This is a genomic window from Rhizobium sp. KDH_Rht_773_N, assembly GCF_052946295.1.
On record NZ_CM129525.1, the window covers coordinates 4043984 to 4069750 of the forward strand.

Below are 25767 nucleotides of genomic sequence, written 5' to 3' on the forward strand. Positions count from 1 at the left end.
ATTCAGATGAGCGTTTCAGGCCTGCCGTTCGACGATTTTCGCGCCCTTCTCCGCGACCTGCCGGGACCGGACGCCCGCGCGCTGGTGGCGGCCCGCGAACGCGACGCGCAGCTGACCAAGCCGCCGGGCGCGCTGGGGCGGCTCGAGGAAATCGCCTTCTGGCTTGCCGCCTGGAGCGGCCGCGCGCCCGCCGTCAACCGGCCGCTGGTGGCGATCTTCGCCGGCAACCATGGCGTCGTGCGCCAGGGTATTACGCCTTTCCCGCCGGAAGTGACGCAGCAGATGGTGGAGAATTTCGCAGCCGGCGGGGCGGCGATCAACCAGATCTGCGTTGCCAACGATCTCGGCCTCAAGGTCTTCGATCTGGCGCTCGACTATCCGACCGGCGACATCACCCAGGAGCCGGCGCTCTCCGAGCGCGATTGCGCCGCCACCATGGCCTTCGGCATGGAGGCGATCGCCGGCGGCACGGACCTGCTCTGCATCGGCGAAATGGGCATCGGCAACACGACGATCGCGGCCGCCATCAACTACGCGCTTTACGGCGGCACCGCGCGCGACTGGGTCGGCCCCGGCACGGGTTCGGAGGGCGAGATGCTGGAGCGCAAGATCGATGCGGTCGAGCGCGCCGTCGCGCTGCACAGCGACCATCTGAACGACCCGCTCGAAATCATGCGCCGGCTCGGCGGCCGCGAGATCGCGGCCATGGCGGGCGCCATTCTCGCCGCCCGCATGGAGCGCATCCCCGTCCTGATCGACGGTTATACGGCAACGGCGGCCGGCGCGATTCTCAGGGCCGTCAATCCGTCGGCGCTCGACCATTGCCTGATCGGCCATGTCTCGGCCGAACCGGGGCATCTGCGCTCCATCGAACAGCTCGGCAAGACGCCGCTTCTGGCGCTCGGCATGCGGCTCGGCGAAGGCACGGGTGCTGCCCTTGCCGCCGGCATCGTCAAGGCGGCGGCGGCCTGCCATTCCGGCATGGCGACCTTCGCCCAGGCCGGCGTTTCGGGAAAACATTGATCCGGCGACCGATGCGGCAACCGGCGAGCGGCCTGCGCCTTGCTTGCGCGCAGGCCGGGGAAACGGTATCTGCGTAGTCGCTTATAAATCAAAGCCGGCGGCAAGACCGGCCCGGAGGAGGCGAGGCGCCCTTGACGAAACCTGCCGTGACCAAGGAAACGGGATTTCGCCATTTCGTGGCGGCAGCCAGCTATTCCTGGGCGGGCTTTCTGCGGGTCGTCAGGGAATCGGCCTTCCGGCAGGAACTCGGCTTCTTCGCGGCGGCGCTGGCCGTGCTCTTCCTCATCGGCGCGGACGCCACCGAATTCGTCGTCACGACGGTGCTTTTCCTCGGGCTCTTTTCCATCGAGGCGATGAATACGGCGGTCGAGGAAGTGATCGACCGGATCTCGCCGGAGATTTCCATCGTCGGCAAACATGCCAAGGATCTCGGCTCCTTTGCCGTCAGCTGCATGATCGCCGCCTGCTGCCTCTATCTCGGCTTCGTCATCTGCAGGCATCTCTTCTTCTAAAAACGCCTAGGCGAAGCTCTTGCGCTTCTTGGCGACGGGCTGGGCTTCTTCCACCGCCGGGATGGTCTGCAGCACGCGCTTGGCGGGCAGGATGGCGATGACTTCGGTGCCTTCGCGCAGCTTGGATTTCAGGATGAACTGGCCGTCATGCTTGGCAAGGATCGCCTGCACGATCGGCAGGCCGAGGCCGGTGCCCTGTTCGGCGCTCTTGATGGCGATCGAGCCCTGGCCGAAGGCCGAGAGTACGACCGGGATTTCCTCCTCGGGAATGCCGGGGCCGTTGTCGCGGATGGAGATGTACTGGCCTCCGCCGGCCGTCCACCCAACCTTGACGTTTATTTCTCCACCCTGGGGTGTGAATTTCACGGCATTGGAAAGAAGATTGAGAACGACCTGGCGCATGGACTTTTCATCGGCCCAGATCGCCGGAAGCTGGCGCTCTACCTGATCGGTAATGGAGATGTTCTTGGCGCGCGCGCGCAGCTGCACCATTCCGATGCAGTCTTCGGTAATGTCGAGCAGCGAGATCGCCTCTTCGCTGAGCTCGTAGCGGCCGGCCTCGATACGCGAGAGATCGAGGATTTCGTTGATGAGATCGAGAAGGTGCTGGCCGGAGCGATGGATGTCGTCGGCATATTCCTTGTAGGTCGGGTTGGCGAGCGGCCCCATGACCTCCGCCGACATGACTTCGGAGAAGCCGAGAATCGCGTTCAGCGGCGTGCGCAGCTCGTGCGACATGGAGGCGAGGAAGCGCGACTTGGCGAGGTTCGCCTCCTCGGCGCGGCGGCGGGCTTCGTCCGACATGGATTTGGCCACTTCCAGCTCGGCGATCAGGTCGTCCTTTTCCGACTGGAAGGAGAGGATTTTCAGGCTGGACTGGAAGAGCCGGTCGCTGATGTAATTGAAGAAGACGACCGTGGTGGTGAAGACGCCGGCCAGCGAAAGCTCCAGGATATCGCGCGACAGGCCGCTCTTTGCGGCAAGCGCCACGACGGCGGGCGCAAAGCCGACGATCACGGCGGGCGTCAGCATGAAATTCGACATGGTCGTGACCGACAGGGCGATCAGCAGCGTGGCGCCCTTATAGAGCGTGAAGCTCGAAGGTTCGCAGGCCGAACAGCCCTGCAGGGCAAAAATCGCCCAGCAGCAGCCGATCAGGAACTGGCCGGCCAGCAGAAGATTGCGCCAGCGGCGCACGGTTTCGGCGGCGATTTCCTGCTTGCGGGCGTGGCGCGCCAGAAGAATGTTGACGGCGTGGCAGGTGAGCGTCAGCAGCGCCCAGAAAAACAGGCTCGCATCCTCGATGAAATAGGTACCGAGGGCCGCCACGATGATGACGAAGAGCGGCATGATCGCCGCGCCCTGCAGCACGGCGGCGACATACATCTGCAGCATGTCGCGATCGAAGGCGGAGCTGGAGGCGTGGCCCGACTGCAGGCGTTCGCGCGTCTGCCGCACGGCCTTGGAAACCGCCTTGTTGCGGTGGCCGCGCGATTTGTCGACAATGATCTTGTCGGTTGATGTGCTGACGCCGGTACTCATGTGCACGTTGAAACTTGTCCTGCAGATGAATAAGAGCTTAACCGGAAATTCTTAAGAAGATGTTTGCCATCTTTGCCAAGGGTTTGTTTTGCAAGGAGGCAAAAGCGTGGCACGGCTTCTTGTGTTGACCCGGGACGGTGCAACCGCGCTGGCTTTTCTTGTTCTCGTTGCATTAATTGCGGAAAAGCTCGGCGACAGGCCCGATATTCGGCATCAGGGCGCCTTCCGCGCCGCCGACGGCGACAGCCTGGTTCTCGACGGCCAGCGCCTGCGGCTCAAGGGCATAGACGCGCCGGAACTGTCGCAGACCTGCGAGCGCCAGGGGCAGGAATGGGCCTGCGGCCGGCAGGCGCGACGGGCGCTGCAGGAACTGGTTTCGCAGCCCGGCACGCAATGCGGCGGAAGCGAGCGCGACCGTTACGACCGGCTGCTCGTCACCTGCCACAATGATGCCGGCAATATTAACGCGCGCATGGTGGCCTCCGGCATGGCGGTTTCCTATGGCGGCTACGTGCGCGAGGAAGAGCAGGCGAGGGCGGGCAGGCTCGGGCTCTGGGCCGGCCGTTTCGACATGCCGCGCGACGTCAGGGACGAGGCCCGGCACGGAAAGTCCGGCTTGCCGCGGCCGATCGGCGGATGGACGGGATGGCAATGAAGGCGGTATCGGGCGAGGACGGGCTGGACGGGCTGCGGGCCGAGATATCGGCCTGCCGGATCTGTCGCGATGCGCCGCTGCGCGGCATCGCGGACCGGCTGCCACACGAGCCGCGCCCGGTTGCCGTGCTCTCCTCGCGCGCCCGGGTGCTGATCGCCGGCCAGGCGCCGGGGCTTCGCGTGCACGAAAGCGGCCTGCCGTTCGACGACGCTTCCGGCGACCGGCTGCGGCAGTGGCTGGATGTGGACCGGCCGACCTTCTACGACCGGGACCGATTCGCGATCGTGCCGATGGGATTCTGCTTTCCGGGCTACGATGCCAAGGGCAGCGACCTGCCGCCGCGGCGCGAGTGCGCGCCGGCCTGGCGGGAGCGGGCAATCTCGGCCATGCCGCAGATCGAGCTGGTGCTGGCTGTCGGCTCCTATGCGCAGGCCTGGCACATGGGCGCGTCACGACGCGAAAACATGACGGAGACGGTGCGGAACTGGCGCGACGGTCTCGCCAAACAGGGCAGACCTGCCGTTCTGCCGCTGCCGCATCCGAGCTGGCGCAATACGGGCTGGATCAGGCGCAACGGCTGGTTCGAGGAAGAACTGCTTCCGGAGCTGCGCCGGCGAATCAAAATGCTTGCCTTCTGAAACAAAATTCTTTTCGTCGGCCGGAATCGCGCTATACAAAGAAAATAATTCGAAAGGGACTTATTTTCGCATGGATCGCCTCGACCGAAAGATACTGCGCCTGCTTCAGGAAGATTCGACGCTCGCCGTTGCCGACCTTGCCAAGAAGGTCGGGCTTTCGACGACGCCCTGCTGGCGGCGCATCCAGAAGATGGAAGAAGACGGCGTCATCAAGCGCCGCGTGGCCATCCTCGATCCGGAAAAGGTCAACACCAAGGTCACGGTTTTCGTGTCGATCCGCACCGCGACCCATTCCATCGAGTGGCTGCGCCGATTCTCCGAAGTCGTGGCGGAATTCCCCGAGGTGGTCGAATTCTACCGCATGAGCGGCGACGTGGACTATCTGCTGCGCGTCGTCGTGCCCGACATCGCCGCCTATGACGCCTTCTACAAGCGCATGATCGCCAAGATCGAGATTCGCGACGTCTCCTCGGCCTTCGCCATGGAGCAGATCAAATATTCGACGCAGCTGCCGCTCGACTACATGATTCTCGAAAACGCCAAGTCCAACGAGGACTGAGCGGGCAGGGCCTGCGGCAAGGCATTTAACGGTTGCAAACGGGCGCGAGCGAATCGCGCCCGTTTGCGTAAGGAGAAGTTCATCCGTGATTTCTCGGAGTGCGGCGCGCCGCAGCTGCCACTTGACGGCGGCGCGAAACCTTTCCAAATTGTAATCTTCCTGTCATGGAACTGTGCGAAGCCACGCACGTCATGAACAGGCCCCGACGTTGGGAGGCACGGGGGCCGATTCGTGCGGGTGGTCCGGGGGATCTGGAACACTTTTGTAATGTCCGTGCAGCGCAATATCGCGCCTTGCACGAATTTTTCTGAGCCTTTGGCAAAACGTTTAAGCGATGCCAGAGCGCGAGTCTTTGGTTGTTTCTACAACACAAAGTAGGCCCCAAATCGATTTATGGTCGCTTTCTGCACCATTAGGTTCGATTTCAGGACACCATGTCCTAATCTCCTATCTTTATATGATGCTTAGCCGGCGCTAATGTCCGGCTGCTTCGCGAGATCGTTCGAGCTTTCTGCTCCGGTTTCGCGGCGCTTTGGGAGGATCGTTTCAGCCGCCTGCGATAGCCACTGGCTACCGCGGCGGCATTCGTGCGTTAATCATCCAACTCCTTGAAATTGTTGTATAAAAACCACGCCCCATGCAGAAAGCATGTGCATGCCGTGCGATGGCGCCGTTCACGAATTGATACAATTTGATGTCTGTGGGATGAACGTTCGGCGGTTCGATCGATCCGCACGCCGTGAGGCTGTTCAAACGGGTCGGCTTTGGATCTTCGGAAACAGAGTAAAGCCCCGATCGACAAAGGAGTGGAATTCTACAATGAACATCAAGATGGTATTGCTTGCGTCGGCAGCAGCATTTGCTGCATCGACCCCGGTACTCGCAGCAGACGCAATCGTTGCTGCAGAGCCGGAGCCGGTTGAGTACGTTCGCGTCTGCGACGCTTACGGCACCGGCTACTTCTACATCCCGGGCACGGAAACCTGCCTGAAGATCGAAGGCTACATCCGTTTCCAGGTTGACGTTGGTCCGGGCGAAAGCGGCGACGCCGACTGGAATGCCAAGACCCGCGGTCAGGTTCAGTTCACCGCCAAGAGCGACACCGAATACGGCCCGCTCACCGGCGTAATCGTTCTCCAGGCCAATGCCGACAACGCAACGGACCAGGAAACGATCCTCGACTCGGCTTACCTCGACGTCGCAGGCTTCCGCGCTGGTCTCTTCTACTCCTGGTGGGACGATGGTCTCTCCGGCGAAACGGACGACATCGGCTCCGTCGTAACGCTGCATAACTCCATCCGTTATCAGTACGAAACCGGTTCCTTCTACGCTGGCCTCAGCGTCGACGAACTGGAAGACGGCGTCTTCAAGGCTGACGAAGATCCGAACAACGTCGGCGTTGCCTTCGGCATCGGCGGCACGGCTGGCGCCTTCAGCTACCAGGTCACCGGCGGCTACGACTTCGACAACGAAGACGGCGCTATCCGCGCTATGGGTACGGCTGAACTCGGCCCGGGCACGCTCGGCCTCGCAGCTGTTTACTCCAGCGGCCCGAACTCCTACTACTCGTCGGCTGAATGGGCAGTTGCTGCCGAATACGCCATCAAGGCAACTGACAAGCTGAAGATCACTCCGGCTGTTCAGTACTACGGCAACTACTTCGGCGGCTCCAAGGCTGTTCCGGATGACTTCGACGGTCTCGGCGATGCCTGGAAGGTCGGTCTGACGGTTGACTACCAGATCGTTGACAACTTCTACGCCAAGGCTTCCGTCCAGTACCTGGATCCGGAAGATGGCGACGACGTCACGACCGGTTACTTCCGTCTGCAGCGCTCGTTCTAATCTGAGCGACGGAACCCCCGGCCTCGTGCCGGGGGTCTCCTAACCCCACGAGTTTCTGATCAGAATGACCTCCGATCAGTAACGAGGGACTGGTCCGGTTTTCCCTGCTGGGCCAGTCCTTTGCAGTTGAAAGCCGGTGGGAAGCCAGAAGCGCCGCCACGCTTGCCGGTTTCGTTTCGTCGGTCGGTTTTCCCGACGTCGAGCAGATTTAGAAATTATCAGCCTATTCGTTGCTTCTGATCGATCGCGCCCCGTTTTATCGCGCGACATACACGTTTTCATTGTGCGAATGCATCCGGCAAGCCAACCGTTCGGATAGGTTTACCCTGCGCGAAACGATGCCAATAATGTGACTGTAACGTGACAGGTCGCCGCTATAAGCATTTCAGAGGCTGGCAATCATTACTACTCTCGGGTAGGTTTCCTTAATGGACGATCTTAACGACTACTTCTATTTTGCCGCCGTCGTCTCCAGCGGTGGATTCGCTTCCGCAAGCCGAACCCTGAAAATACCGAGGTCCAAGCTGAGCAGGCGCGTCAGCCGGCTGGAGGATTGCCTTGGAGCAAGGCTGATCGAGCGGTCCACGCGCCATTTCCGGGTGACGGAGATCGGCCAGGCCTTCTACGAGCAGTGCCAGACGATCCTGCGGGAGGCCGATCGCGCCAAGTCGATCGTCACGGAGGCGCAGTCCGATCCGCAGGGCATCGTGCGCATGGGCTGCCCGCTCGGCCTTATCGATATTTCGCTCGGCGCCGTGCTGCCGGAATTCCTGGAGCGCTATCCCAAGATCAAGCTGCAGATCATCGGCTCGGACCGGCGCACGGATCTCATCAACGAGCGCATCGACGTCGAGGTGCGCGCGGCAAGCGAGCCGGAAACGCAGACCAGCCTGACGATGCGCAAGCTCGACCGGGCGCGGCGCATCCTCGTCGCCAGCCCGTCGCTGATCGAGCGCATGGGCGCGCTCGATTGCGTCGACGATCTCGGCAATGCGCCGACCCTCGCCATGACCACCTGGATGTCCTTCCATACCTGGGAACTGGTGGGGCCGGACGGCGAGAAGAAGGTGGTGCGCCACCAGCCGCGGCTCACCTGCCGCAGCATGACGGCGATCCTGGATGCGGCGCGCGCCGGCGTGGGCTACGGGCTCATCCTCGAAAACGCCTGCGCGCAGGATCTCCAGTCCGGCCGGCTGGTGCGCGTGCTGCCGGAATGGCAGACGGTGGAGAGCCAGTTCTATCTCGTCTTCACCACGACCAAGGGCATGCCGCCGGCGGTGCGGGCGCTGATCGATTTCCTCGTCGAGAAATCCAAGCAGAACCAGATCGTCACGACCGGGGCCGCGATCGCCGCCCAGTAGGGCCGGTTGCGCGGAGCCGGGCGAGCAGCTTTTCGCTGGTCAGCTCCTTAACGGCATCCTTGCCGATCCAGCGGGCGGTCCTGTCGGCGCCCGCGGCAAGGCGTTCGGCAAGGGCAAGGGCAGGGCGATGGCAGGTGGCGTTGCGCTTGCCGATGTTGCGCAGCGCCCAGTTGACGGCCTTGCGCACGAAGTTTCGGCCGTCGGTGGCGTGGGCTTCGATCAGCGGCAGATAGGCGAGCAGGCTTTCGTCCGGGTCCTGCTTGCGGTGCACGGCCGCCCCGGCGATCATGGCAAAGGCGGTGCGCCTGACAAATTCCCGCTCGTCTGCGGCAAAGTCCGCAATCAGCGCGTCGAGGCCGGCCTCGACGAAGAGGTCGGCGGCGCAATCGACAATTTCCCAGGAGTTGAAGCCGGCGGCCAGTTCACGCGCCTCGGCCGCCGTCAGCTCTTTCGGCTCGAACGTATAGAGCGCCAGCATGCGCGCCTCGCGGATGCCGCTTGCCCAGAGCGCCCTTGCCCTGGCCTGGTCCTTGCCGGCCAGCCGGGCGATCTTCTGCAGGTCGGGATTGGAAATGCCGATGGCGCCTTCGGTGGCGATGCCGAAACGCGCCATGCCGGCAATATTGTCTTCAGAGCGCAGCGTGCGCAGATGCGCAATCAGGTCCGCCGCGCTCGAGGAGGGGCCGATCATTTCTCAAGTCGCGCAAGCAGCGAGGACGTGTCCCACCGGTTGCCGCCGAGTGCCTGAACGTCGCCGTAGAACTGATCGACCAGGGCCGTCAGCGGCAGTCTCGCGCCGTTGCGCTGCGCTTCGGCGAGCACGATGCCGAGATCCTTGCGCATCCAGTCGACGGCAAAGCCGAAATCATATTTGCCCTGGTTCATGGTCTTGTGGCGGTTTTCCATCTGCCAGGAGCCGGCAGCGCCCTTGGAGATGACGTCGACAACCTTTTCGATGTCGAGGCCGGCGCGCTTGCCGAAATGCACGGCTTCGGCAAGGCCCTCGACGATGCCGGCGATGCAGATCTGGTTCATCATCTTGGTGAGCTGGCCGGAACCGGCAGGTCCCATCAGGCCGACCATGCGGGCATAGGCGTCGATGACGGGGCGGGCCTTTTCGAACACGGCTTCGTCACCGCCGCACATGACCGTCAGCACGCCGTTTTCGGCGCCCGCCTGACCGCCGGAAACGGGAGCGTCGATGAAATCCACGCCCTTGGCCCTGGCGGCGGCATAAAGCTCGCGGGCGACTTCGGCGCTCGCCGTCGTATTGTCGATCAGCACCGAACCCGGCTTCATGGTCTTCAGCACGCCGTCCTCGCCGGTCGTGACCTGCCTCAGATCGTCGTCATTGCCGACGCAGACGAAGACGAAATCGCAGCCGTCGGCGGCCTGCGCCGGGGTGGGGGCCGCCTTGCCGGCGAATTTTTCCGCCCAGGCGGCGGCCTTTGCGGCCGTGCGATTGTAGACGGTGACATCGTGGCCGCCCTTTGTCTTCAAATGTCCCGCCATCGGGAAACCCATGACGCCGAGACCGATGAAAGCGACTTTCGCCATATGCTGTCCTCCATAACCGCTTGCAAACAGGGTCAGAGGATTAGCCGAAACGGGAGGCGGCGGAAAGCCACGAAGGCGGGCCGGACGGCCGCGCCTGGAACAAAATTTCTCCGGGCCGGACAAAACGGGGTCGGGAAAGTTTCAGATCTCGCTGATATGATAAAATTAGTTGTCGATCTAGTTTATAGACTAAATCATCATCAGCCCCATCGAAACGGAGCGGCCGGCGCGGCAGCAGCGCCTGGCAGCAGGAAAGGGGACAGAGATGATTACACGTCGACAGACACTGGGGCTCTTGGCAGCCGGCGCCGCCACCGTGGCTCTGCCGTCCGTCAGGCCGGCGCGGGCGGCGGCGACGGAATTGCGCATCGGCTGGCAGAAGAACGGCGTGCTGGCGCTTGCCAAGCGTCGCGGGGCGCTGGAAAAGCGGCTTGCCGACCAGGGCCTTACGGTGAGCTGGTCGGAATTCACGTCAGGACCGCCGCTGCTGGAAGCGCTTGGCGCCGGCGCGCTGGATTTCGGCGCCACGGGCGACGTGCCGCCGCTCTTTGCGCAGGCGGCGGGCGGGGCGCTCTATTATGTCGGCATCTATCGCGGCAGCCCGGCGGGCTCGGCCATCCTCGTGCGCAAGGATTCGCCGATCAGGACGCTGGAAGACCTGAAGGGCAGGAAGCTCGCCTTCAAGCGCGGCTCCAGCGCCCATAACGTAACGGTAAAGGTCTTGCGCAAGGCGGGTCTGACGCTGGATGACGTGCAGCCGCTCGACCTTGCGCCGCCGGATGCGGCCGCCGCCTTCAAGAACGGCAGCATCGATGCGTGGTCGATCTGGGATCCCTATCTCGCCATCGCGGAGGCCGATCCCGAAACGCGCATCCTGACGACGGCGGAAGGCATCGTCGATTCCTACAGCTATTTCCTCGCCAACAAGGATTTCACCGACGAGAACGGCACGGTCATCGTCAACGTGCTGGACGAGCTCGCCAAGGTCGGCCGCTCGGCGCAGGACAATCTCGACGAGACGGTCAAGGAGCTTTCGGAAATCACCGGCGTTCCGGCCGACGTGACGCGGGTGACGCTGACGCGCCCCGGTGCCGATCTCGGCAGCGTCTCGACGGTGACGGATGCGGCGGCCAGCTATCAGCAGGCGCTTGCCGACGAATTCTACAATCTCGGCATCGTGCCGAAGAAGCTTGCGACGGGCGATATCGTCTGGCGCCCAAAGGCGAGCTGACTGCGTCAGCCGCCGGGCGACCTGACCATGCCAGGCGCCGGGCGACCAGACTGGGTCAGGCGCTGGGCGACCAGACTGGGTCAGGCGCTGGGCGAACTGGCCGGCGCCGTCGTTTGCTCTGGTGCTGGGGCAGGGCCTGGGGACCGCGGCATGGGAACGTGCCCATGCCGCGGGTCCCGGCAAAATTATTCTCCAGACCGAGCCGGAATAGAAAATTGATATTGTCGATATAATTAGTCGTCTATGTCACGATATCGGCAGGCTCCAAGGCAGCTGATTTCAGATATCCATAAGAAGGAATGCGTCCATGACCGCTTCATCCGACCCGATCAATTTCCTCTGGTTCATCCCGACATCGGGAGACGGCACCTATCTCGGTTCCACCGATCTCAACCGCGCCCCGGAAATCGGCTATCTCTCGCAGATCGCCCAGGCCGTGGACCGTCTCGGCTATTCCGGCGTGCTGCTGCCGACGGGTGTGGCCTGCGAGGAATCCTTCGTCATGGCTTCGGCGCTGGCCGCCAGGACCGAGAGGCTGCAGTTCCTGGTGGCGATCCGCCCCGGCACGGCATCTCCGGCCTATTATGCCCGCCTTGCCACGACGCTGGACCGCATTTCCAACGGTCGCCTGCTGCTCAACATCGTCGTCGGCGGCAGCCCGGCCGAGCTTGCCGGCGACGGCATCCACCTGGAGCATGACGAGCGCTACGCCCATGCCGACGAGTTCTTCCATGTCTTCGAGGAACTGCTGGAAAAGGGTGTGGCGAGCTACGACGGCAAATATATCAAGGCGACCGAGGCCCGCCTCGGCTTTCCCTCGGTGCAGACGCCGCGCCCGCCGCTCTATTTCGGCGGCTCCTCGGATGCCGGCATCGATTTTGCCGTCGGCCGCGTCGACAAATACCTGACCTGGGGCGAACCGCCGGCGCAGGTTGCCGAAAAGGTGCAGAAGGTGCGCGCGGCCGCCGCCGCCAAGGGCCGCGAGGTCTCCTTCGGCATCCGCCTGCATTTCATCGTGCGCGAAACGGACGAGGAGGCGTGGGACGCCGCCGACCGCCTGATCCGTCATCTCGACGACGACACGATTCGCGAGGCGCAGGAGCGTTTCGTCAAGGAATCCGACTCCGTCGGCCAGAAGCGCATGGCCGCCCTTCACGGCGGCCGCCGCGACAAGCTGGAAGTGTCGCCGAACCTCTGGGCCGGTATCGGCCTGGTGCGCGCCGGCGCGGGCACCGCGCTCGTCGGCTCGCCGAAAACGGTTGCCGCGCGCCTGCGCGAATATCAGGAGATCGGCATCGATACGGTGATCGGCTCCGGCTATCCGCATCTGGAAGAGGCCTATCGCGTCGCCGAACTGCTCTTCCCGGAACTCGGCATTACGCGGGACGAACAGCGGCTCAGCTTCAACAACGAGTTCGGCCGCAAGAAGGTTTTTGCCGGCGGCAGCCATGGCGGCAACCTGAAGGTCGTTTCCGGCTCCTGATCGGGGCCGGTTTCCAACGCGATTCCGGCCGGACACCGCACCGTCTTTCCGGAATTGCCCTGAAGCCAAGCGCGAGGAAATATCCATGTCGACATTCGATACGCCGCTCGCACGGGCCGGCGCCGCCACCGGCAAGACGCGGGCAGACGGGGGCAGGGCAGGTTTGCGGCTGCCGCTGCCCGGCCGCGACAGGCTCTTGCCCTATCTGGTGCCGATTGCGATCGTCGCGCTCTGGCAGATCGGCTCGTCGCTCGGCTGGATTTCCTCGCGCATCATGCCGTCGCCGGCCGATGTCGCGGCCGCCTTCTGGACGACGACCGTTTCGGGGCAGCTGCCTGAAGACGTGCTGGTCAGCGCCGCGCGCGCCTTTGCCGGCCTCATCGTCGGCGGCTCCCTCGGCTTCCTGCTCGGCATCGCCAATGGCGTGTCGAAGCTGTCGGAGCAGCTGACGGACACGACCCTGCAGATGTTGCGCACCATTCCGCATCTGGCGATGGTCCCGCTCGTCATCCTCTGGTTCGGCATCGGCGAGGAATCGAAACTGTTCCTTACCTCGCTCGGCGTGCTCTTTCCCGTCTATCTCAACACCTATCACGGCGTGCGCAACGTCGACCGCGACCTGGTCGAGATGGGCAGGGTCTACGGCATGAGCGGCTGGACCTTGTTCCGCAAGGTCATCTTTCCCGGCGCGCTGCCGTCGATCTTCGTCGGCCTGCGCTATGCGCTGGGGATCATGTGGCTGACGCTGATCGTGTCGGAATCGATCGCCGCATCCTCCGGCATCGGCCATATGGCCAACAATGCCCGCGAATTCATGATGACCGATGTCGTGGTGCTGGCGCTCGTCATCTATGCGGTGCTCGGCAAGCTTGCCGATGTCGTCGCCCGTGCGCTCGAGCGGCAGACGCTCAAGTGGAACCCGGCTTACGCCAAATAGGAGCCGATGCCATGACCGTCGTCACGCATGAACGTTTCCATCCGGCCGATACGGCCGAATATGGCGAGCATCGGCCGGCCGCCGCCGCAACCGGGGCTGCGGCCATCACGCTCTCCGGCCTCGAAAAGAGCTTCGGCGCCAACCGGGTGCTGCGCGGCATCAACCTGCATATTCCGGCCGGCCAGTTCGTTGCCGTCATCGGCAAGAGCGGCTGCGGCAAGAGCACGCTGCTGCGCATCCTGATGGGCCTCGACGAGCCGACGGGCGGCGATCTGCGCTTCGAGGGTGCCGATGGCTCCGAGACCGGCGCCAATGCCCGCATCGTCTTCCAGGAGCCGCGGCTTCTGCCCTGGCTCAGCGTCGCCGACAATGTCGCCGTCGGCCTCGGCGAGGGCATCGAGAAGAGGCGGGCGCGGGAAGAGGCGAAAGCCGTGCTTGCCGAGGTGCAGCTTGCCGAAAAGGCCGGCGAATGGCCCTCGCGCCTTTCCGGCGGCCAGCGCCAGCGCGTGGCGCTTGCCCGCGCGCTCGTCAGCAGGCCCGGCATCCTGGCGCTGGACGAACCGCTCGGCGCGCTCGACGCCCTGACCCGCATCAGCATGCAGCAATTGCTGAACCGCGTGTGGCGCGAACTCGGCTGCACGACGGTGCTCGTCACGCATGACGTCAGCGAGGCCGTGCATCTTGCCGACCGGGTGATCGTGCTGGAGGAGGGCCGCATCGCGCTCGATCTCGCCATTCCCTTTCCGCATCCCCGCCGCCACGGCAATCCCGATCTGGCGGTGCTGGAAGGGCGGCTGCTGTCCGCCATCCTCGGCGGCGATGGCGGACACTAGAGCGTTTCCGGCGAAAACGGAGTCGCCTTCAATGCTCCAGCGTATTGTTTTTGCCGCAATTCCTGACGCAAAACCGGTTCCCGCTTTTGCTGGAACTGCTTCAGGCTGCGAGTGCCTGTTTCTGCGCGCGACGCTGCGCCGGCGCAGGGAGGTCCTCAGCCGTTGTAGCGCGCCGTCACCAGATGGCCGGGGCTTGGCTGGCCTTCCTGCATGCGCACGTTGATCTCCATGATTTCCAGCAGTTCGAAACCGGTGGCGGCAAGGCGCTCGCGGATATAGGCCTCGCTGTGGATGAAGCGCTGGTGCGGGCCGACTATGTAGGGGCGGCCTTCCGCCAGCTTTTCCGGCAGGGTTTCGGAGGAGAAGATGAAAATGCCGCCGGGATTCATGTTTTCGGCGGCGCCGAAGAACAGCGGCTCCAGCGCGCCGAGATAGGGCAGCACGTCGGTCGCGGTGATGAGGTCGAAGGGATCTTCCTCGTTGTCGTCAAGGAAATCCTCGACCTCGGCGACGAAGAGCGTCTCGTAGACTTCCTTCTCGTCGGCGATGACGACCATGTTTTCGGAAATATCGATGCCGACCATCTCGTCGCAGAGGTCGTTCAGCGCGCTGCCGGTCAGGCCGGTGCCGCAGCCGAGATCGAGCATGCGCTTGAAGGGGCCGAGCTTCAGGTCCTGCAGGCGCTGGCGCACGAGCATCGGCACGTGGTAGCCGAGCTGCTCCACCAGCACGTCCTCGAAGACCTCGGCATGCTGGTCGAAGAGGGTTTCGACATAGGCGTCCGGCGCACGGACGGGCGTTTCGCCGCGCCCCATGGAGGCGATGCGGACGGCCGCGCCGCCGTGATCGTCGGGATCGATTGCCAGGACTTCCTGGTAGGCTTCGACGGCCGCGTCGATATCGCCGGCCTTTTCAAGCGCAAGAGCGCGGTTATAGGCTTCCGCGAGAGCCTCTTCGTCGATCTTCTTTTTGTTCATGCGGGCGTTGTAGAGCCCGCAGCTTACCATCGCAACCGCAATTTCAGTGCAATATGAATTCGCCCTTAAGGGAGCGCCACTCCGTTGCCGAAATGAGCCTGCGGTGGGTATAGCGCACCGAATGCAGCGGCCCGTCCAGTTTTTCCTGCCAGAACTTCAGGAAACTGCGCATTTCCGGAAAGTCCGGGGCGAGGTCGTAGTCCTGCCAGATATAGGTCTGGAGAAAGGCCGGGTGATCCGGCATGCGGTAAAGGATCTGGGCCGTCGTCAGGCCGTAACCCTTGAGTTGCTTTTCCATGTCCTTGTGCATTTGTCTCGCTTCTTCTCGTTCCCACTCCGCGCTTGTCAGCGCCACGTGATATGAGATCACGCGGTGGTTAACCGAAGCTTGACAGATTGCAGGCAAAAGATCTATTTGTTTTTGATTTCAATGACTTGACAGCAGCCGCAGGAGAGTGCTGCCAAATCTCCTCAGCGCTTCAGATGGCGCGTCAGGCGGCGCTCGATCCAGTTCCAGAGGTGGCGCAGCGCTTCCACGATGGCGAGGTAGAAGATCGCCGCCCACAGATAAGTCTGGTAGTCGAAGGTGCGCGAGAAGGCGTAGCGCGTCTCGCCCATCAGGTCGAGGACGGTGATGATGGCAACGACGGCCGAGCCCTTGATGAGCAGGATGATCTCGTTGCCATAGGGGCGCAGCGCCACGATCAGGGCCTGCGGCAGCACGATCTTCCAGAAGGCGATGTTCTTGTGGATGCCGAGGGCGGCTGCGGCTTCATGCTGGCCGTAGGGCACGCTCTGGATTGCGCCGCGCAGGATTTCGGCCTGATAGGCGGCGGTGTTGATGGTCATGGCAAAGACGCCGCAATACCAGGCATCGCGGAAGAACCACCAGATGCCGACGGTTTCCAGCTGCGGGCGGAACACGCCGAGACCGTAATAGACCAGGAAGAGCTGGGCCAGCAGCGGCGTGCCGCGGAAGAAATAGATATAGGCGTAGGCGAGCCAGTTCAGCAGCCGGTTCTTCGACAGGCGCGCCATGGCGAGCGGCAGCGACAGAACGGCGCCGAAGATGACGGAGAGGAAGACGATGCTCAGCGTCACCCACAATCCGTGCAGGTAGCGCGGCCCGTAGCGGGTGAACTTCTCCGGATCCCAGCCGGCAATGACGGTGTAGACCAGAAGGGCTGCGAGCAGCGCCCAGAAGGCGACGAGAATATAGCCGCCGACGCGCGCTCCGGTAACGGGCCTTGCGACCGCGCGGGGCGCCGGCTGCGGCGGGATCAATGTTTCGGCGTAGCTCATCGGCGGACCTCCGAGCGCTTGGCCCAGCGGTCGATATAGACGAGCAGGAAGGAGGAGAGGATGGCGAGCACCAGATAGAGACAGCAGGCAATGCCGTAAAAGAAGAAGGGTTCCTTGGTCACGCGCACGGCCACGCTCGTCTGGCGCAGGATATCGGCAAGGCTGATGATCGAAACGTAGGACGTGTCCTTCAGCAGCACCATCCAGAGATTCGTCAGGCCCGGCAGCGCAATGCGGATCAGTTGCGGCAGGATGATGAGGCGCAGCGTGCGGCCGCGATGCAGGCCGAGCGCGTCTCCCGCCTCGTACTGCCCCTTGGGAATGGCCCGGAAGGCCGACAGCAGCACTTCCGAGCAATAGGCGGAAAAGACCACCGAAAGCGCGATCACGCCGGCCAGGAAGGCGTTGATTTCAACCGGCGGGCCGTCATAGCCGGCGAGATCCAGCAGGTACTGGATGAGGATCTGCATGCCGTAATAGATGATGAACAGCGTCAGAAGCTCGGGCAGGCCGCGGAAGATCGTGGTGTAGATGCCGGCTGCCAGCCGCAGCGATTTTTCCTCCGACTGCTGGCCGAGCGCCACGAGGAAGCCGATGACGAGGCCGATCGGCAGGGTGACGAGCGCCACCGAAACCGTGACCTGCAGGCCGAGCGCGATCTCGTCGCCCCAGCCGGCATCGCCGCAGGAAAGGATCGTCGAAGGTGCCAGCCAGGTGAAGATGCCGACGGGTCCGCAGAGCGGGTCGAAAATGTGCACAAGTGCGCTCCAGAAGGAGCCGAGCGCGGAAAACAATCCGCCCATGCCAGAAGTCCCCTCACGGCTTTTGCCGTTTTGATCTTGCCACCTTTGTCAAACAAAAATGGCGGAAGAGCAAGCCTTCCGCCATTTCCTTCATCGGCCAGATAGCGAATTTATCATTCGCCGTAAACGTCGAAATCGAAGTACTTTTCCTGGATCTTCTTGTATTCGCCGCTGGCGCGGATCGCGGCGATCGCCGTGTTGAGCTTTTCCTTCAGCGGATCGCCCTTGCGGATGGCGATGCCTGCGCCTTCGCCGTTGATTTCCTTGTCGACCGGCAGGGTCGTCAGGATCTTGCAGCAGGAGCCGGCGTCGGACTTGACCCATTCGGAGAGAACGACGACGTCGTCGATGACGGCATCGACACGGCCGCTGGAAACGTCGAGCTTGTATTCGTCAGCCGTCGGGTAGAGCTTCAGCTCGGTATCGGCGAGGTGCTTCTCGGCGTAGTTGGCGTGCGTCGTGGACGTCTGCGCGCCGATCACCTTGCCCTTGAGGCCGGCAACGTCGGTGATCTTGGAATCCTTCGGCACGGCGATTGCCGGCGGGGTGTTGTAGTATTTGTTGGAGAAGTCGACGAGCTTCAGGCGCTCGGGCGTGATCGACATGGAGGAGACGATCATGTCGAACTTCTTGGCGTTGAGCGCCGGGATGATGCCGTCCCAGTCGGTCGATACGAAGGAGCATTCGGCCTTCATCTCGGCGCAGAGTGCCTTGGCGATATCGATGTCGAAGCCCTGAATGGTGCCACTGGCGTCGACGAATTCGAACGGCGGGTAGGTCGAGTCCGTGCCGATCACGTATTTTTCGCCGTCGGCAAGGGCCGATCCGGCAAACAGGGACATTGCCGCGAGCGAGGCTGCAGCAAGGAGCTTGGTGGAAATGCGCATGAGGATCCTCTCTGTTGGTGTCGCCGGGTCTTTTTGTTGTTCGCCGGCGGCCGCACACTTCGACGGTGCCACCACCGTCTTGCGGCGATAATCAAACCTTTTTTCGCAAAATTGCAACAGGAATCCCCGCGCAGTTGTGCGTCGCAACCGGCCGCATAGATGAACAGGGGCCGTCCGGCATGTTCAGCTAAGGTTAATCCCGTTCTTCCTAGCGTCAGGAACAAATCCGCATTTTAGCGATTTGTGCTTCGTTTGGTGCACAAAAAGCCGTGATTGCCGGGCAGTCAGCCCCGGCTGAAATCAGAAAAAGGACGAGGAAATCCCTTATGGGCATGAAATCAAGACTGTTTGCCGGTGCGGCCTTTCCGCTGCTTTCCCTCTCTTTCGTGGTCTCGCCGGCAGGCGCATACGCCGCAGCCGGCGTGGCTGCGCAAGGTGTTGTCCGCCCGGTCGTCGAAGGCAGCTATGAGGTTGCGCAGGATGCGCCTTCGGAAGAGGAGCTTCTGAAAAAGAAGAAGCAGGCGCAGGAGCAACAGCAGCAGGAGGCGCCCGCCGAAAAGCCAAGGAAGCGCGAGGCGCCGGCCGAGGCCGCCCAGGAACCGGCGGAAAAGCCGAGGCGCCAGCGCGCGCCGGAGCCGCAGGCCGCACCCGAAGCCCAGGCCCCGGCTGCCGAAGAGCCCGCCCGCCCGCGCCGCCAGCGCGAGGCCCAGCCCGAACAGGCCGCACCCGAGCAGCAGGCACCGGCGGCCGAAGAGCCGCAGCGGCCGCGCCGTCAGCGCGAGGCCCAGCCCGAGCAGCAGGCCGAGCAGCCGCAGGCCGAACAGCCCCAGGCGGAACAGCCGAAGCGCCAGCGCGACCGCAAGCAGAATGCCGGGCAGGCCGCCCCCGAGGCGCAGCAGCCGGCAGCCGAGGCGCCCGCCGCCGGCGAAGCGGACCAGCCCGCCGAAAAGCCGCGCCAGCGCCAGAAGCCCGCAACGGCCGAGCAGGGTACGGAACAGCCGGCCGAGCAGCAGGGCGGCAAGCGCCCGGCCGGCGGCAAACGGCCCGCCGCAGCCGAGCAGCAGGCCGCCCCTTCCGACGCGGCGCCCGCGCCGGCTGAGAAGCCCGTAACGGCCGAACAGCCCGCCGAGGAAAAACCCGTTCCGGCGGAAAAGCCGGCAACGGCCGAAAAGCCTGCCGCCGGCGAACAGCCTGCCACGGGTGAGGCCGCACAGCCGGCAACCGGCCAGCAGCCCGAACAGCCCGCCGCCGCCGCGCCCCAGCCCGGCGAACAGCCGGCCGCCGGTGCCCCGCAGCAGGCCGAGCAGGCAATTCCGGCGCCGGAAAAGGTCACGCCGCAGGAGCTGGAGCGCCGCAAGGAGATTGCCCAGGACCCGGCCAAGAGCAGCGAGACCATCGTTCTGCCGGTCGAAAACGGCGCTGCCGTTCTCGACAGCGACAAGGATGCCGACCGCAGCCAGGGACGGCAGGGCCGTCGCGACCGCGACCGCCAGCGCGCCGACAGCCAGGATTTCAAGCTGCCGACCTCCGATGCCGAGGCGCAATCGCTGAGCCGCGGCCAGCAGCGCGCGCCGGTGCGCATCGAGGCCGTCACCCGCGAAGAGGGCCGCCGCATGGACCGCCGGCCGCAATTCGCCCGGCCTGATGGCGCAGACTACGGCGAGCGCACCGACGACAGCCGCGTCATCATCCAGTTCGGCGGCCGCACGGTCGTGCGCAGCGACGACGACCGCCGCTTCCTGCGCGACGGCGAGCGGCCAGTCTACGAGGAGCTTGCGGGCGATCGCTACCGCGAGACGATCATGCGCCCCGAGGGCTATCGCATCGTGACGATCCGCAACCGCTACGGCGACATCATCCAGCGCTCGCGCGTCGATGCGCGCGGTCGCGAAACGGTGCTCTACTACGCGCCCGAGCTCTACGAGGATCCCGACCGCGACTATTTCGAGGATCCGGGCGCCGACCTGCCGCCGATGCGCCTGCGCGTACCGCTGAACGACTATATCATCGACACCAGCACCGATCCGGACCGTGACTATTACGAGTTCCTGAGCGAGCCGCCCGTCGAGCCGGTGGAACGCGTCTATTCGCTGAACGAGGTGAAATATTCCGCCCGTATCCGCGACAAGGTGCGCCGTATCGATCTCGATACCGTGACCTTTGCCACCGGCAGCGCCGAAATCCCGATGAGCCAGGCGCGCACGCTGCGCAAGGTGGCGGACGCGATCAACGAAGTGCTCGACAAGGATGCGAGCGAGACCTTCCTGATCGAGGGCCATACGGATGCCGTCGGCTCCGACCAGAGCAACCTGATCCTGTCCGACCAGCGCGCCGAATCGGTCGCCAACGTGCTGACCGACGTCTACGGCATCCCGCCCGAGAACCTTGCGACGCAGGGTTACGGCGAGCGCTACCTGAAGGTGAACACGGACGGACCGAACCAGGAGAACCGGCGCGTAACCATCCGTCGCGTGACGCCGCTGGTGCGGCCGGTGGCGCAGAGGTAATCTGCCGGCGATGCCGAATGGGGAGGGCGGGGCTGCGAGGCCTCGCCCTTATCATTTTGCGGCGTCGACGGTGCTGCGTCTTCGCGATCCGCCCAGAGGTTCGCTGCTGGTATCGCTCACCCCTTCATCCGTCCTGCCGGACATCTTCTCCCCGCCGGGGAGACGGGGGAGCAAGCCCGACCGTGCGCGCCACGAAATCGGCAATGCCGAGCGTATCGTTGAGATCGAACACGGCGAGCCCGCCGGCATCCTCCACCGCATGATCGGCCGCAATCGCCACGATATGCGGATCGTCGGGCGCGAGCGGCTGGCGATTGGCCGCCTCGAGCCGCCGCGCCTCGATCTTCGGGATCGGCTCGCGCTTGTAGCCCTCGATCAGAACGAGGTCGCAGGGGGCCAGCCGCGCCAGTATATCCTCGAAGCTCGGCTCCGGCGCGCCGCGCAGCTCGTGCATGATGGCGTAACGCGTGCCGGAGACGATCGTCACCTCATGGGCGCCGGCCTGGCGGTGGCGGTAGCTGTCGGCGCCGACCTTGTCGATGTCGAAATCGTGGTGGGCGTGCTTGATCGTGGAGATGCGGTAGCCGCGGCGGGTGAATTCCTCGACGAGGCGCACCGCGAGCCCCGTCTTGCCGGAATTCTTCCAGCCGGCAATGCCGAAGATCTTCTGTGCCATCGCCCGTCTCCTTCACGCGCCAAGCGCCGCCAGCCAGCGTTCGGCCTCCATTAAATCATCAGGCGTGTTGATGTTGAAGAAGGGATCGAGAAGGCTGGCGCGGGTGGGATGCAGCGGGAAGGCGACTTCCGTTACGTCATGACGCAGGAGGAAGTCGCGCACCCGGCGCTTGTCGTCGATGCCCATCCATTCTTCCAGATCGGCGGCGAGCGCCGTCGGCCAGAGGCCGAAGACCGGATGGCTGCGGCCCTCGGAGGCGGCGATGGCGATCTGTTGGGGATGGCTTAGCGCGCCTGCAAGCCGGCTGACGAGATCGGCCGGGAAGAAGGGGCAATCGACGGAGACCGTGACGACATGGGTGGCGGGCAGGGCGGCGCCATAGGCCATGGCGGCATGGATTCCGGCCATCGGCCCCGCCTTGCCGGCAATGCGGTCGGAAACGACGGGCAGGCGGTGGCCGTCCGCCCTGTCGGCATTGACGGCAACCGAGACCGCCTGCGGCGAAAGGCGGGAGAGTGCGTGATCGAGCAGGCTGCGGCCGCCCAGCATCACGCCCGCCTTGTCGCGGCCCATGCGCGAGGAACGCCCGCCGGCGAGCACGACGCCCGGAATGGTCGACTGGTCGAGCCTGAAATCCGTCATGGCCATATCCTCAATCTCACACGGGCGAGCGCGGCGCCGATTCCTGGGCGACCGGCGGCACGTGGCGCTTGGCCTCACGATAGAACGTATAGAGGCCGGAGGCGATGACGACGGCGGCGCCGGCCAGCGTCCAGACATCCGGCACTTCGGCAAAAAAGAAGAAGCCGAGCAGGGCCGAGAAGATCAGGCTCGTATAGCGGAAGGGCGCGACGAAGGAGATTTCGCCGGTGCGCATGGCAAGGATGACCGACTGGTAGCCGACCAGCACGAGCACGGAGGCCAGCAGCAGGTGCGTCAGCGAGGTGGCGCTGACCGGCTGCCAGCCGCCGAGGAAGGGGATCATCAGCGCGCCGAAGATGCCGACCGAGATCGCCGTCACCGTGGTAATCATCAGCGAGGGAATGTCCTTGGCTATGCTGCGGGTGGCAAGGTCGCGCCCGGCGGTGGAGGCCACGCTCGCGACGCAGAGCAGGGCGGCGGCGGTAAAGCCTTCCGGGCCGGGACGGATGATGATCATCACGCCGATCAGGCCGACGAGGATCGCCATCCAGCGCCGCCAGCCGACCGGCTCCTTGAAGAACAGCGCGGCGCCAAAGGTGACGACCAGCGGCAGCGACTGCAGGATCGCCGAGGCATTGGCGATCGGCATCATGCCGAGCGCGGTAATGTAGGTGACCGCCGCGATGATCTCGCAGGCGATGCGCAGCGCGATCACGGGCTTGAGCATGACGCGCCAGGGGCGCAAGGCGCCCAGTTTCCAGGCGATCAGATAGACGAGGATGCTGGTGAACAGGCCGCGCAGGAACATGATCTCGCCGGCATTCATATAGGAGATGACCGATTTGGAGAGCGCGTCGCTCGAAGAAAAGCCCGCCATCGCCATGCTCATATAGATGGCGCCCTGGGTATTGCGTGATCGCGGCATGCTGGAGATTCCCTTACCTTGCAGGCTCTTTTAGAAGGGAAAGGCGGCCAGGGGTATCGGAGGAATGCCACACTTGCGATAATTCGATGCTGCAGCGCAGCACAACCTGCCGTAAGGGCAGGCGGATCTCCGTGCAGTTGCGGCAAATATTAGAAATATAAGGATAATTCCCAGATTTTCCGGTAGCGGATTAAGGTTGTATCAACCGATTCGGCGAAAGATGGCGCCACTCTCCATGATGGAGGGAGCCGCCGAACCATCCGGAATGATTGCGGAATGGACGGTACCATCGTTTCAAGGCGCCGCTCCCCATGCACTTCATCGACCGACTTTTGCAAAGCCGTCGTATCGTTACCAAGGTCCTGCTGTTCGTCATCCCGCTCGTCGTGCTGATCGCCGGCGTCGGCATCCTCGGCTATCACACGGCCAATATTCTCAACGGCCATATGACGGTGACGCGCGCCACGATCGAGAACATTTCCGATTTCGAAAACCTGCAGGCCGCGCTTCAGGAATTCGTCTCCGACCCCACGGATGCGAGCAAGGCCGATTTCGGCAAGGCGATCGACGCGCAGGAAAGCGGCGTGGTCCGCCTGAACGGCCTGCTGAAGACCGACGACCAGCGCGGCCAGCTTACCGAAGTCAGCGGCCTTGCCGCCGCCATGCGCAGGCAGCAGGAGACATTGTGGGGGCTGCGCCAGAGCGAGGACGCCAGTGTCGCCGCCATCAACAAGACGGTGCAGGCGATCTCGGCCGCCGCCGACGAAGCGGGCGGGCAGGCAGCCACCGTGCGCAAGGATTTCACCGACAAGGAAGCCTTCGCCAAGGCGCTGCTTTACGATACCGCCGCCTTCAAGTCGCTGACCGATATCATGGGCGCCATGCGCGTCGATATCCAGATGGGCTTCACGCCGGAAGAGCAGGTGGAAGCGGCCCAGCAGCATATTGCCGAGATCCTGAAACAGCTTGAAGTCGCCAGGAGCATGGTGTCCAAGGACGGCCTGCCGCTGATCGAGCAGCTTGCCAATACGGCAGACAAGCTCGACGCGCTGCTGAAGGGCAACGGCACGCCGGACGAGAAAGCCTCCGGCATGGCGCCGCTGCTCACCGGCTTCGTCAATACCGAAGGGCAGATGACGCTGCAGTCGGCCAAGAACAGCGATACGGCGTCGGCCCGCTTCGTCAGCCTCGACAAGAGCATTGCCGAACAGCGCGAGCTGCTGATTTCGGTCGATCAGGTGCGCGATATCGCCGACCGCCTGCAGGTGCATGTCAGCCAGATGCTGAGCGCGCGCGTTGCCGCCTCGCGGGAGGTCGTGCTTGCCGACATCAAGGCGCTCACCGAAACCGCCGGCCGGATTTCCACGCTCGGCGCCAGGGATAGCGTGCTGAAGGCCTTCTCCGACAAGGTTGGCCCGGCCGCCGCATCGCTGACGTCAGGCTCGGCCGACATGCTGAAAGCGGCTGCCGACTGGAAGGCGGCGCGCCAGCAGTCCTCCGAAATCCTGTCCGGCGCCATGGCCTCGCTTCGCCAGTTCGTCAGCGAGGCGCAGGAGCTTGGCAAGGAAGACAGCGAGCGTTCGGCCAAAGTCTCCGTCTTTGCCATGATCCTCGGCACGCTGCTTGCGATCATCGGCGGGCTGATGCTGGTCGAGACGCTGCGCGGCCCGCTGAAACGCGTCTCCGAGGTCATGACGCGGCTTGCGAACGGCGATCTCGAAGTCGCCATCGAAGGCCGCAACCGCGGCGACGAGATCGGCGACATGGTGCGCTCCGTCGCCGTCTTCCGCGATGCGGCGGTCGAAAACGTCCGCCTTGAGAGGGAGGCCGAAACTGCGCGCGCGCTTTCCGCCGACGAGGCCAGCCGCCGCGCCGCCGAGCGCGCCCGGATCGAGGCCGAGCAGAAACAGGCGCTGAATGCGCTGTCCGACGTGCTGCAGCAGCTTGCCGAAGGCAATCTGGAAATCGGCATGCGCCGCGATCTCGCCGCCGATTTCGTCGATATGGCCGATACCTACAATCACGCCGTCGAAGCGCTGCGCCAGACATTGGCCGACGTGCGCGGCGCCACCGTCGAGATCAAGGGCGGCACCGGCAATCTCGCGTCCTCCGCCGACGATCTTGCCCGCCGCACGGAACAGCAGGCGGCGGCGCTGGAGGAAAGCTCTCGGGCGCTCAGGCACCTGAGCGACGTCGTCCGCTCCACCGCCGAGCGCGCCAGGCAGACGGCGCAATCCGTCGACGAGACGCAGCTTTTCGCCACCCGCTCCGGCGAGGTCGTCGCCAGGGCTGTCGACGCGATGGGCGAGATCAACCGCTCCTCCGAGAAGATCGCCACGATCATCGGCGTCATCGACGAGATCGCCTTCCAGACCAACCTGCTGGCGCTCAACGCCGGCGTGGAAGCGGCGCGGGCCGGCGAGGCCGGTCGCGGCTTTGCGGTCGTGGCGCAGGAAGTGCGCGAACTGGCGCAGCGCTGCGCCAAGGCGGCCCGCGAGATCAAGGAACTGATCTCGGCAAGCTCCGGCCAGGTGCAGAGCGGCGTGCAGCTCGTCGAGGAGACCGGCCGGGCGCTTTCCGAAATCATCGCCCATGTCGGCGGCGTCCAGCGCCTTGTCGCCGAGATCTCGGCCGCCACCGGCGAACAGTCGACCGGCATCCACGAGGTCAGCAAGGCGGTGCATGACGTCGAGCTGATCACGCAGCAGAACGCGGCGATGGTGGAAGAGAACAATGCCGAAATCCAGGGCCTGCGCCAGCGCGTCGACATGCTTTCCGACAAGGTCAACCGCTTCCGCACCGGCGACGAGGGCGAGGCGCATGGCTATGGCCGCGGCGGGGAGCGCTGGGCGGGGCGGGCGGCGTAAGCCGCATT

24 protein-coding genes are annotated in these 25767 nt (G+C 64.1%); 13 read left to right on the plus strand and 11 right to left on the minus strand.

What is annotated here, in order from left to right:
- The first annotated feature begins 6 nt into the window (after positions 1-6).
- Positions 7-1023 carry a nicotinate-nucleotide--dimethylbenzimidazole phosphoribosyltransferase gene (gene cobT / locus ACU8HS_RS20075; RefSeq protein ID WP_112706306.1) on the plus strand — a complete coding sequence of 339 codons (1017 nt, stop codon included), beginning with the start codon at positions 7-9 and terminating at the stop codon, positions 1021-1023.
- 131 nt (positions 1024-1154) lie between these two features.
- Positions 1155-1535 carry a diacylglycerol kinase gene (locus ACU8HS_RS20080; RefSeq protein WP_447015058.1) on the plus strand — a complete coding sequence of 127 codons (381 nt, stop codon included), beginning with the start codon at positions 1155-1157 and terminating at the stop codon, positions 1533-1535.
- Between the two features lie 6 nt (positions 1536-1541).
- On the opposite strand, the gene ACU8HS_RS20085 is transcribed toward ACU8HS_RS20080, so the two are convergent.
- Complete coding sequence (locus ACU8HS_RS20085) at positions 1542-3077, minus strand: sensor histidine kinase (RefSeq protein WP_112755006.1); 1536 nt, start codon at positions 3075-3077, stop codon at positions 1542-1544.
- A 106-nt stretch (positions 3078-3183) separates the two neighbouring features.
- On the opposite strand from ACU8HS_RS20085, the gene ACU8HS_RS20090 reads away from it, so the two are divergent.
- The 5 genes from ACU8HS_RS20090 (at position 3184) to ACU8HS_RS20110 (ending at position 8132) form a co-directional block, all read left to right on the plus strand.
- On the plus strand, positions 3184-3732 hold the full coding sequence (locus tag ACU8HS_RS20090) for a thermonuclease family protein (protein ID WP_447015059.1): 549 nt from the start codon (positions 3184-3186) through the stop codon (positions 3730-3732).
- Positions 3729-4370 carry a uracil-DNA glycosylase family protein gene (locus ACU8HS_RS20095; RefSeq protein ID WP_447015929.1) on the plus strand — a complete coding sequence of 214 codons (642 nt, stop codon included), beginning with the start codon at positions 3729-3731 and terminating at the stop codon, positions 4368-4370. Before ACU8HS_RS20090 ends, ACU8HS_RS20095 begins: the two co-directional genes overlap by 4 nt.
- A 70-nt stretch (positions 4371-4440) precedes the next feature.
- Positions 4441-4929, plus strand: coding sequence for an Lrp/AsnC family transcriptional regulator (locus tag ACU8HS_RS20100; protein ID WP_004678404.1), 489 nt, complete (start codon positions 4441-4443; stop codon positions 4927-4929).
- A gap of 819 nt (positions 4930-5748) precedes the next feature.
- The gene (locus tag ACU8HS_RS20105) at positions 5749-6771 is read left to right on the plus strand and encodes a porin (protein WP_377311694.1); all 1023 of its coding nucleotides are present in this window, start codon (positions 5749-5751) and stop codon (positions 6769-6771) included.
- Between the two features lie 428 nt (positions 6772-7199).
- Entirely contained in the window at positions 7200-8132 is a 933-nt protein-coding gene (locus ACU8HS_RS20110) for a LysR substrate-binding domain-containing protein (RefSeq protein ID WP_112573649.1), read from the plus strand.
- Here ACU8HS_RS20110 and ACU8HS_RS20115 read toward each other — a convergent pair.
- The gene (locus tag ACU8HS_RS20115; protein ID WP_447015060.1) at positions 8101-8823 is read right to left on the minus strand and encodes a DNA alkylation repair protein; all 723 of its coding nucleotides are present in this window, start codon (positions 8821-8823) and stop codon (positions 8101-8103) included. The genes ACU8HS_RS20110 and ACU8HS_RS20115 overlap by 32 nt on opposite strands.
- On the minus strand, positions 8820-9689 hold the full coding sequence (locus ACU8HS_RS20120; protein WP_447015061.1) for an NAD(P)-dependent oxidoreductase: 870 nt from the start codon (positions 9687-9689) through the stop codon (positions 8820-8822). The genes ACU8HS_RS20115 and ACU8HS_RS20120 overlap by 4 nt, the downstream gene beginning before the upstream one ends.
- 265 nt (positions 9690-9954) lie before the next feature.
- On the opposite strand from ACU8HS_RS20120, the gene ACU8HS_RS20125 reads away from it, so the two are divergent.
- From ACU8HS_RS20125 to ACU8HS_RS20140, 4 genes are all read left to right on the plus strand, one after another.
- The gene (locus ACU8HS_RS20125; RefSeq protein ID WP_447015062.1) at positions 9955-10920 is read left to right on the plus strand and encodes an aliphatic sulfonate ABC transporter substrate-binding protein; all 966 of its coding nucleotides are present in this window, start codon (positions 9955-9957) and stop codon (positions 10918-10920) included.
- Positions 10921-11227: 307 nt separating this feature from the next.
- Positions 11228-12403 carry an FMNH2-dependent alkanesulfonate monooxygenase gene (ssuD, locus tag ACU8HS_RS20130; RefSeq protein ID WP_112573642.1) on the plus strand — a complete coding sequence of 392 codons (1176 nt, stop codon included), beginning with the start codon at positions 11228-11230 and terminating at the stop codon, positions 12401-12403.
- Positions 12404-12488: 85 nt separating this feature from the next.
- Positions 12489-13340: an aliphatic sulfonate ABC transporter permease SsuC gene (ssuC, locus tag ACU8HS_RS20135; RefSeq protein WP_447015063.1), complete on the plus strand. Its 852-nt coding sequence runs from the start codon at positions 12489-12491 to the stop codon at positions 13338-13340.
- 11 nt (positions 13341-13351) lie between these two features.
- The gene (locus ACU8HS_RS20140) at positions 13352-14173 is read left to right on the plus strand and encodes an ABC transporter ATP-binding protein (protein ID WP_447015064.1); all 822 of its coding nucleotides are present in this window, start codon (positions 13352-13354) and stop codon (positions 14171-14173) included.
- 155 nt (positions 14174-14328) lie between these two features.
- On the opposite strand, the gene ACU8HS_RS20145 is transcribed toward ACU8HS_RS20140, so the two are convergent.
- From ACU8HS_RS20145 to ACU8HS_RS20165, 5 genes are all read right to left on the minus strand, one after another.
- Positions 14329-15150 (minus strand): methyltransferase, encoded by an 822-nt coding sequence (locus ACU8HS_RS20145; RefSeq protein WP_447015065.1) that lies wholly within the window; start codon positions 15148-15150, stop codon positions 14329-14331.
- A 43-nt stretch (positions 15151-15193) separates the two neighbouring features.
- Positions 15194-15460, minus strand: a complete 267-nt coding sequence (locus ACU8HS_RS20150; RefSeq protein WP_112573636.1) for an usg protein — start codon at positions 15458-15460, stop codon at positions 15194-15196.
- A 161-nt stretch (positions 15461-15621) separates the two neighbouring features.
- The gene (locus ACU8HS_RS20155) at positions 15622-16452 is read right to left on the minus strand and encodes an ABC transporter permease (RefSeq protein WP_447015066.1); all 831 of its coding nucleotides are present in this window, start codon (positions 16450-16452) and stop codon (positions 15622-15624) included.
- Positions 16449-17255 carry an ABC transporter permease gene (locus ACU8HS_RS20160; RefSeq protein WP_112573632.1) on the minus strand — a complete coding sequence of 269 codons (807 nt, stop codon included), beginning with the start codon at positions 17253-17255 and terminating at the stop codon, positions 16449-16451. Before ACU8HS_RS20160 ends, ACU8HS_RS20155 begins: the two co-directional genes overlap by 4 nt.
- Before the next feature lie 113 nt (positions 17256-17368).
- A complete protein-coding gene (locus tag ACU8HS_RS20165; RefSeq protein ID WP_112573630.1) occupies positions 17369-18142 on the minus strand; it encodes a transporter substrate-binding domain-containing protein in 774 nt (257 codons plus the stop codon).
- A gap of 326 nt (positions 18143-18468) precedes the next feature.
- Between ACU8HS_RS20165 and ACU8HS_RS20170 the strand changes: the two genes are divergently transcribed.
- On the plus strand, positions 18469-20649 hold the full coding sequence (locus tag ACU8HS_RS20170) for an OmpA family protein (protein ID WP_447015067.1): 2181 nt from the start codon (positions 18469-18471) through the stop codon (positions 20647-20649).
- Between the two features lie 124 nt (positions 20650-20773).
- Here ACU8HS_RS20170 and mobB read toward each other — a convergent pair whose 3' ends face one another.
- From mobB to ACU8HS_RS20185, 3 genes are read right to left on the minus strand one after another with little or no spacing between them, the layout of a single operon-like run.
- Positions 20774-21325: a molybdopterin-guanine dinucleotide biosynthesis protein B gene (gene mobB, locus ACU8HS_RS20175; protein WP_447015068.1), complete on the minus strand. Its 552-nt coding sequence runs from the start codon at positions 21323-21325 to the stop codon at positions 20774-20776.
- Between the two features lie 12 nt (positions 21326-21337).
- On the minus strand, positions 21338-21967 hold the full coding sequence (gene mobA / locus ACU8HS_RS20180; protein WP_447015069.1) for a molybdenum cofactor guanylyltransferase MobA: 630 nt from the start codon (positions 21965-21967) through the stop codon (positions 21338-21340).
- Positions 21968-21983: 16 nt separating this feature from the next.
- Complete coding sequence (locus tag ACU8HS_RS20185; protein ID WP_112759289.1) at positions 21984-22892, minus strand: DMT family transporter; 909 nt, start codon at positions 22890-22892, stop codon at positions 21984-21986.
- 311 nt (positions 22893-23203) lie between these two features.
- On the opposite strand from ACU8HS_RS20185, the gene ACU8HS_RS20190 reads away from it, so the two are divergent.
- Positions 23204-25759 carry a methyl-accepting chemotaxis protein gene (locus tag ACU8HS_RS20190; RefSeq protein WP_447015070.1) on the plus strand — a complete coding sequence of 852 codons (2556 nt, stop codon included), beginning with the start codon at positions 23204-23206 and terminating at the stop codon, positions 25757-25759.
- Positions 25760-25767 lie beyond the last annotated feature (8 nt).

Excerpts from the sequence above, each read along its gene's own strand:
- cobT (WP_112706306.1), top strand. The coding sequence starts at position 7 with ATGAGCGTTTCAGGCCTGCCGTTCGACGATTTTCGCGCCCTTCTCCGC.
- ACU8HS_RS20085 (WP_112755006.1), bottom strand. The coding sequence starts at position 3,077 with ATGAGTACCGGCGTCAGCACATCAACCGACAAGATCATTGTCGACAAA.
- ACU8HS_RS20095 (WP_447015929.1), top strand. The coding sequence starts at position 3,729 with ATGAAGGCGGTATCGGGCGAGGACGGGCTGGACGGGCTGCGGGCCGAG.
- ACU8HS_RS20100 (WP_004678404.1), top strand. The coding sequence starts at position 4,441 with ATGGATCGCCTCGACCGAAAGATACTGCGCCTGCTTCAGGAAGATTCG.
- ACU8HS_RS20105 (WP_377311694.1), top strand. The coding sequence starts at position 5,749 with ATGAACATCAAGATGGTATTGCTTGCGTCGGCAGCAGCATTTGCTGCA.
- ACU8HS_RS20110 (WP_112573649.1), top strand. The coding sequence starts at position 7,200 with ATGGACGATCTTAACGACTACTTCTATTTTGCCGCCGTCGTCTCCAGC.
- ACU8HS_RS20115 (WP_447015060.1), bottom strand. The coding sequence starts at position 8,823 with ATGATCGGCCCCTCCTCGAGCGCGGCGGACCTGATTGCGCATCTGCGC.
- ACU8HS_RS20120 (WP_447015061.1), bottom strand. The coding sequence starts at position 9,689 with ATGGCGAAAGTCGCTTTCATCGGTCTCGGCGTCATGGGTTTCCCGATG.
- ACU8HS_RS20125 (WP_447015062.1), top strand. The coding sequence starts at position 9,955 with ATGATTACACGTCGACAGACACTGGGGCTCTTGGCAGCCGGCGCCGCC.
- ssuD (WP_112573642.1), top strand. The coding sequence starts at position 11,228 with ATGACCGCTTCATCCGACCCGATCAATTTCCTCTGGTTCATCCCGACA.
- ssuC (WP_447015063.1), top strand. The coding sequence starts at position 12,489 with ATGTCGACATTCGATACGCCGCTCGCACGGGCCGGCGCCGCCACCGGC.
- ACU8HS_RS20140 (WP_447015064.1), top strand. The coding sequence starts at position 13,352 with ATGACCGTCGTCACGCATGAACGTTTCCATCCGGCCGATACGGCCGAA.
- ACU8HS_RS20145 (WP_447015065.1), bottom strand. The coding sequence starts at position 15,150 with ATGAACAAAAAGAAGATCGACGAAGAGGCTCTCGCGGAAGCCTATAAC.
- ACU8HS_RS20150 (WP_112573636.1), bottom strand. The coding sequence starts at position 15,460 with ATGCACAAGGACATGGAAAAGCAACTCAAGGGTTACGGCCTGACGACG.
- ACU8HS_RS20155 (WP_447015066.1), bottom strand. The coding sequence starts at position 16,452 with ATGAGCTACGCCGAAACATTGATCCCGCCGCAGCCGGCGCCCCGCGCG.
- ACU8HS_RS20160 (WP_112573632.1), bottom strand. The coding sequence starts at position 17,255 with ATGGGCGGATTGTTTTCCGCGCTCGGCTCCTTCTGGAGCGCACTTGTG.
- ACU8HS_RS20165 (WP_112573630.1), bottom strand. The coding sequence starts at position 18,142 with ATGCGCATTTCCACCAAGCTCCTTGCTGCAGCCTCGCTCGCGGCAATG.
- ACU8HS_RS20170 (WP_447015067.1), top strand. The coding sequence starts at position 18,469 with ATGGGCATGAAATCAAGACTGTTTGCCGGTGCGGCCTTTCCGCTGCTT.
- mobB (WP_447015068.1), bottom strand. The coding sequence starts at position 21,325 with ATGGCACAGAAGATCTTCGGCATTGCCGGCTGGAAGAATTCCGGCAAG.
- mobA (WP_447015069.1), bottom strand. The coding sequence starts at position 21,967 with ATGACGGATTTCAGGCTCGACCAGTCGACCATTCCGGGCGTCGTGCTC.
- ACU8HS_RS20185 (WP_112759289.1), bottom strand. The coding sequence starts at position 22,892 with ATGCCGCGATCACGCAATACCCAGGGCGCCATCTATATGAGCATGGCG.
- ACU8HS_RS20190 (WP_447015070.1), top strand. The coding sequence starts at position 23,204 with ATGCACTTCATCGACCGACTTTTGCAAAGCCGTCGTATCGTTACCAAG.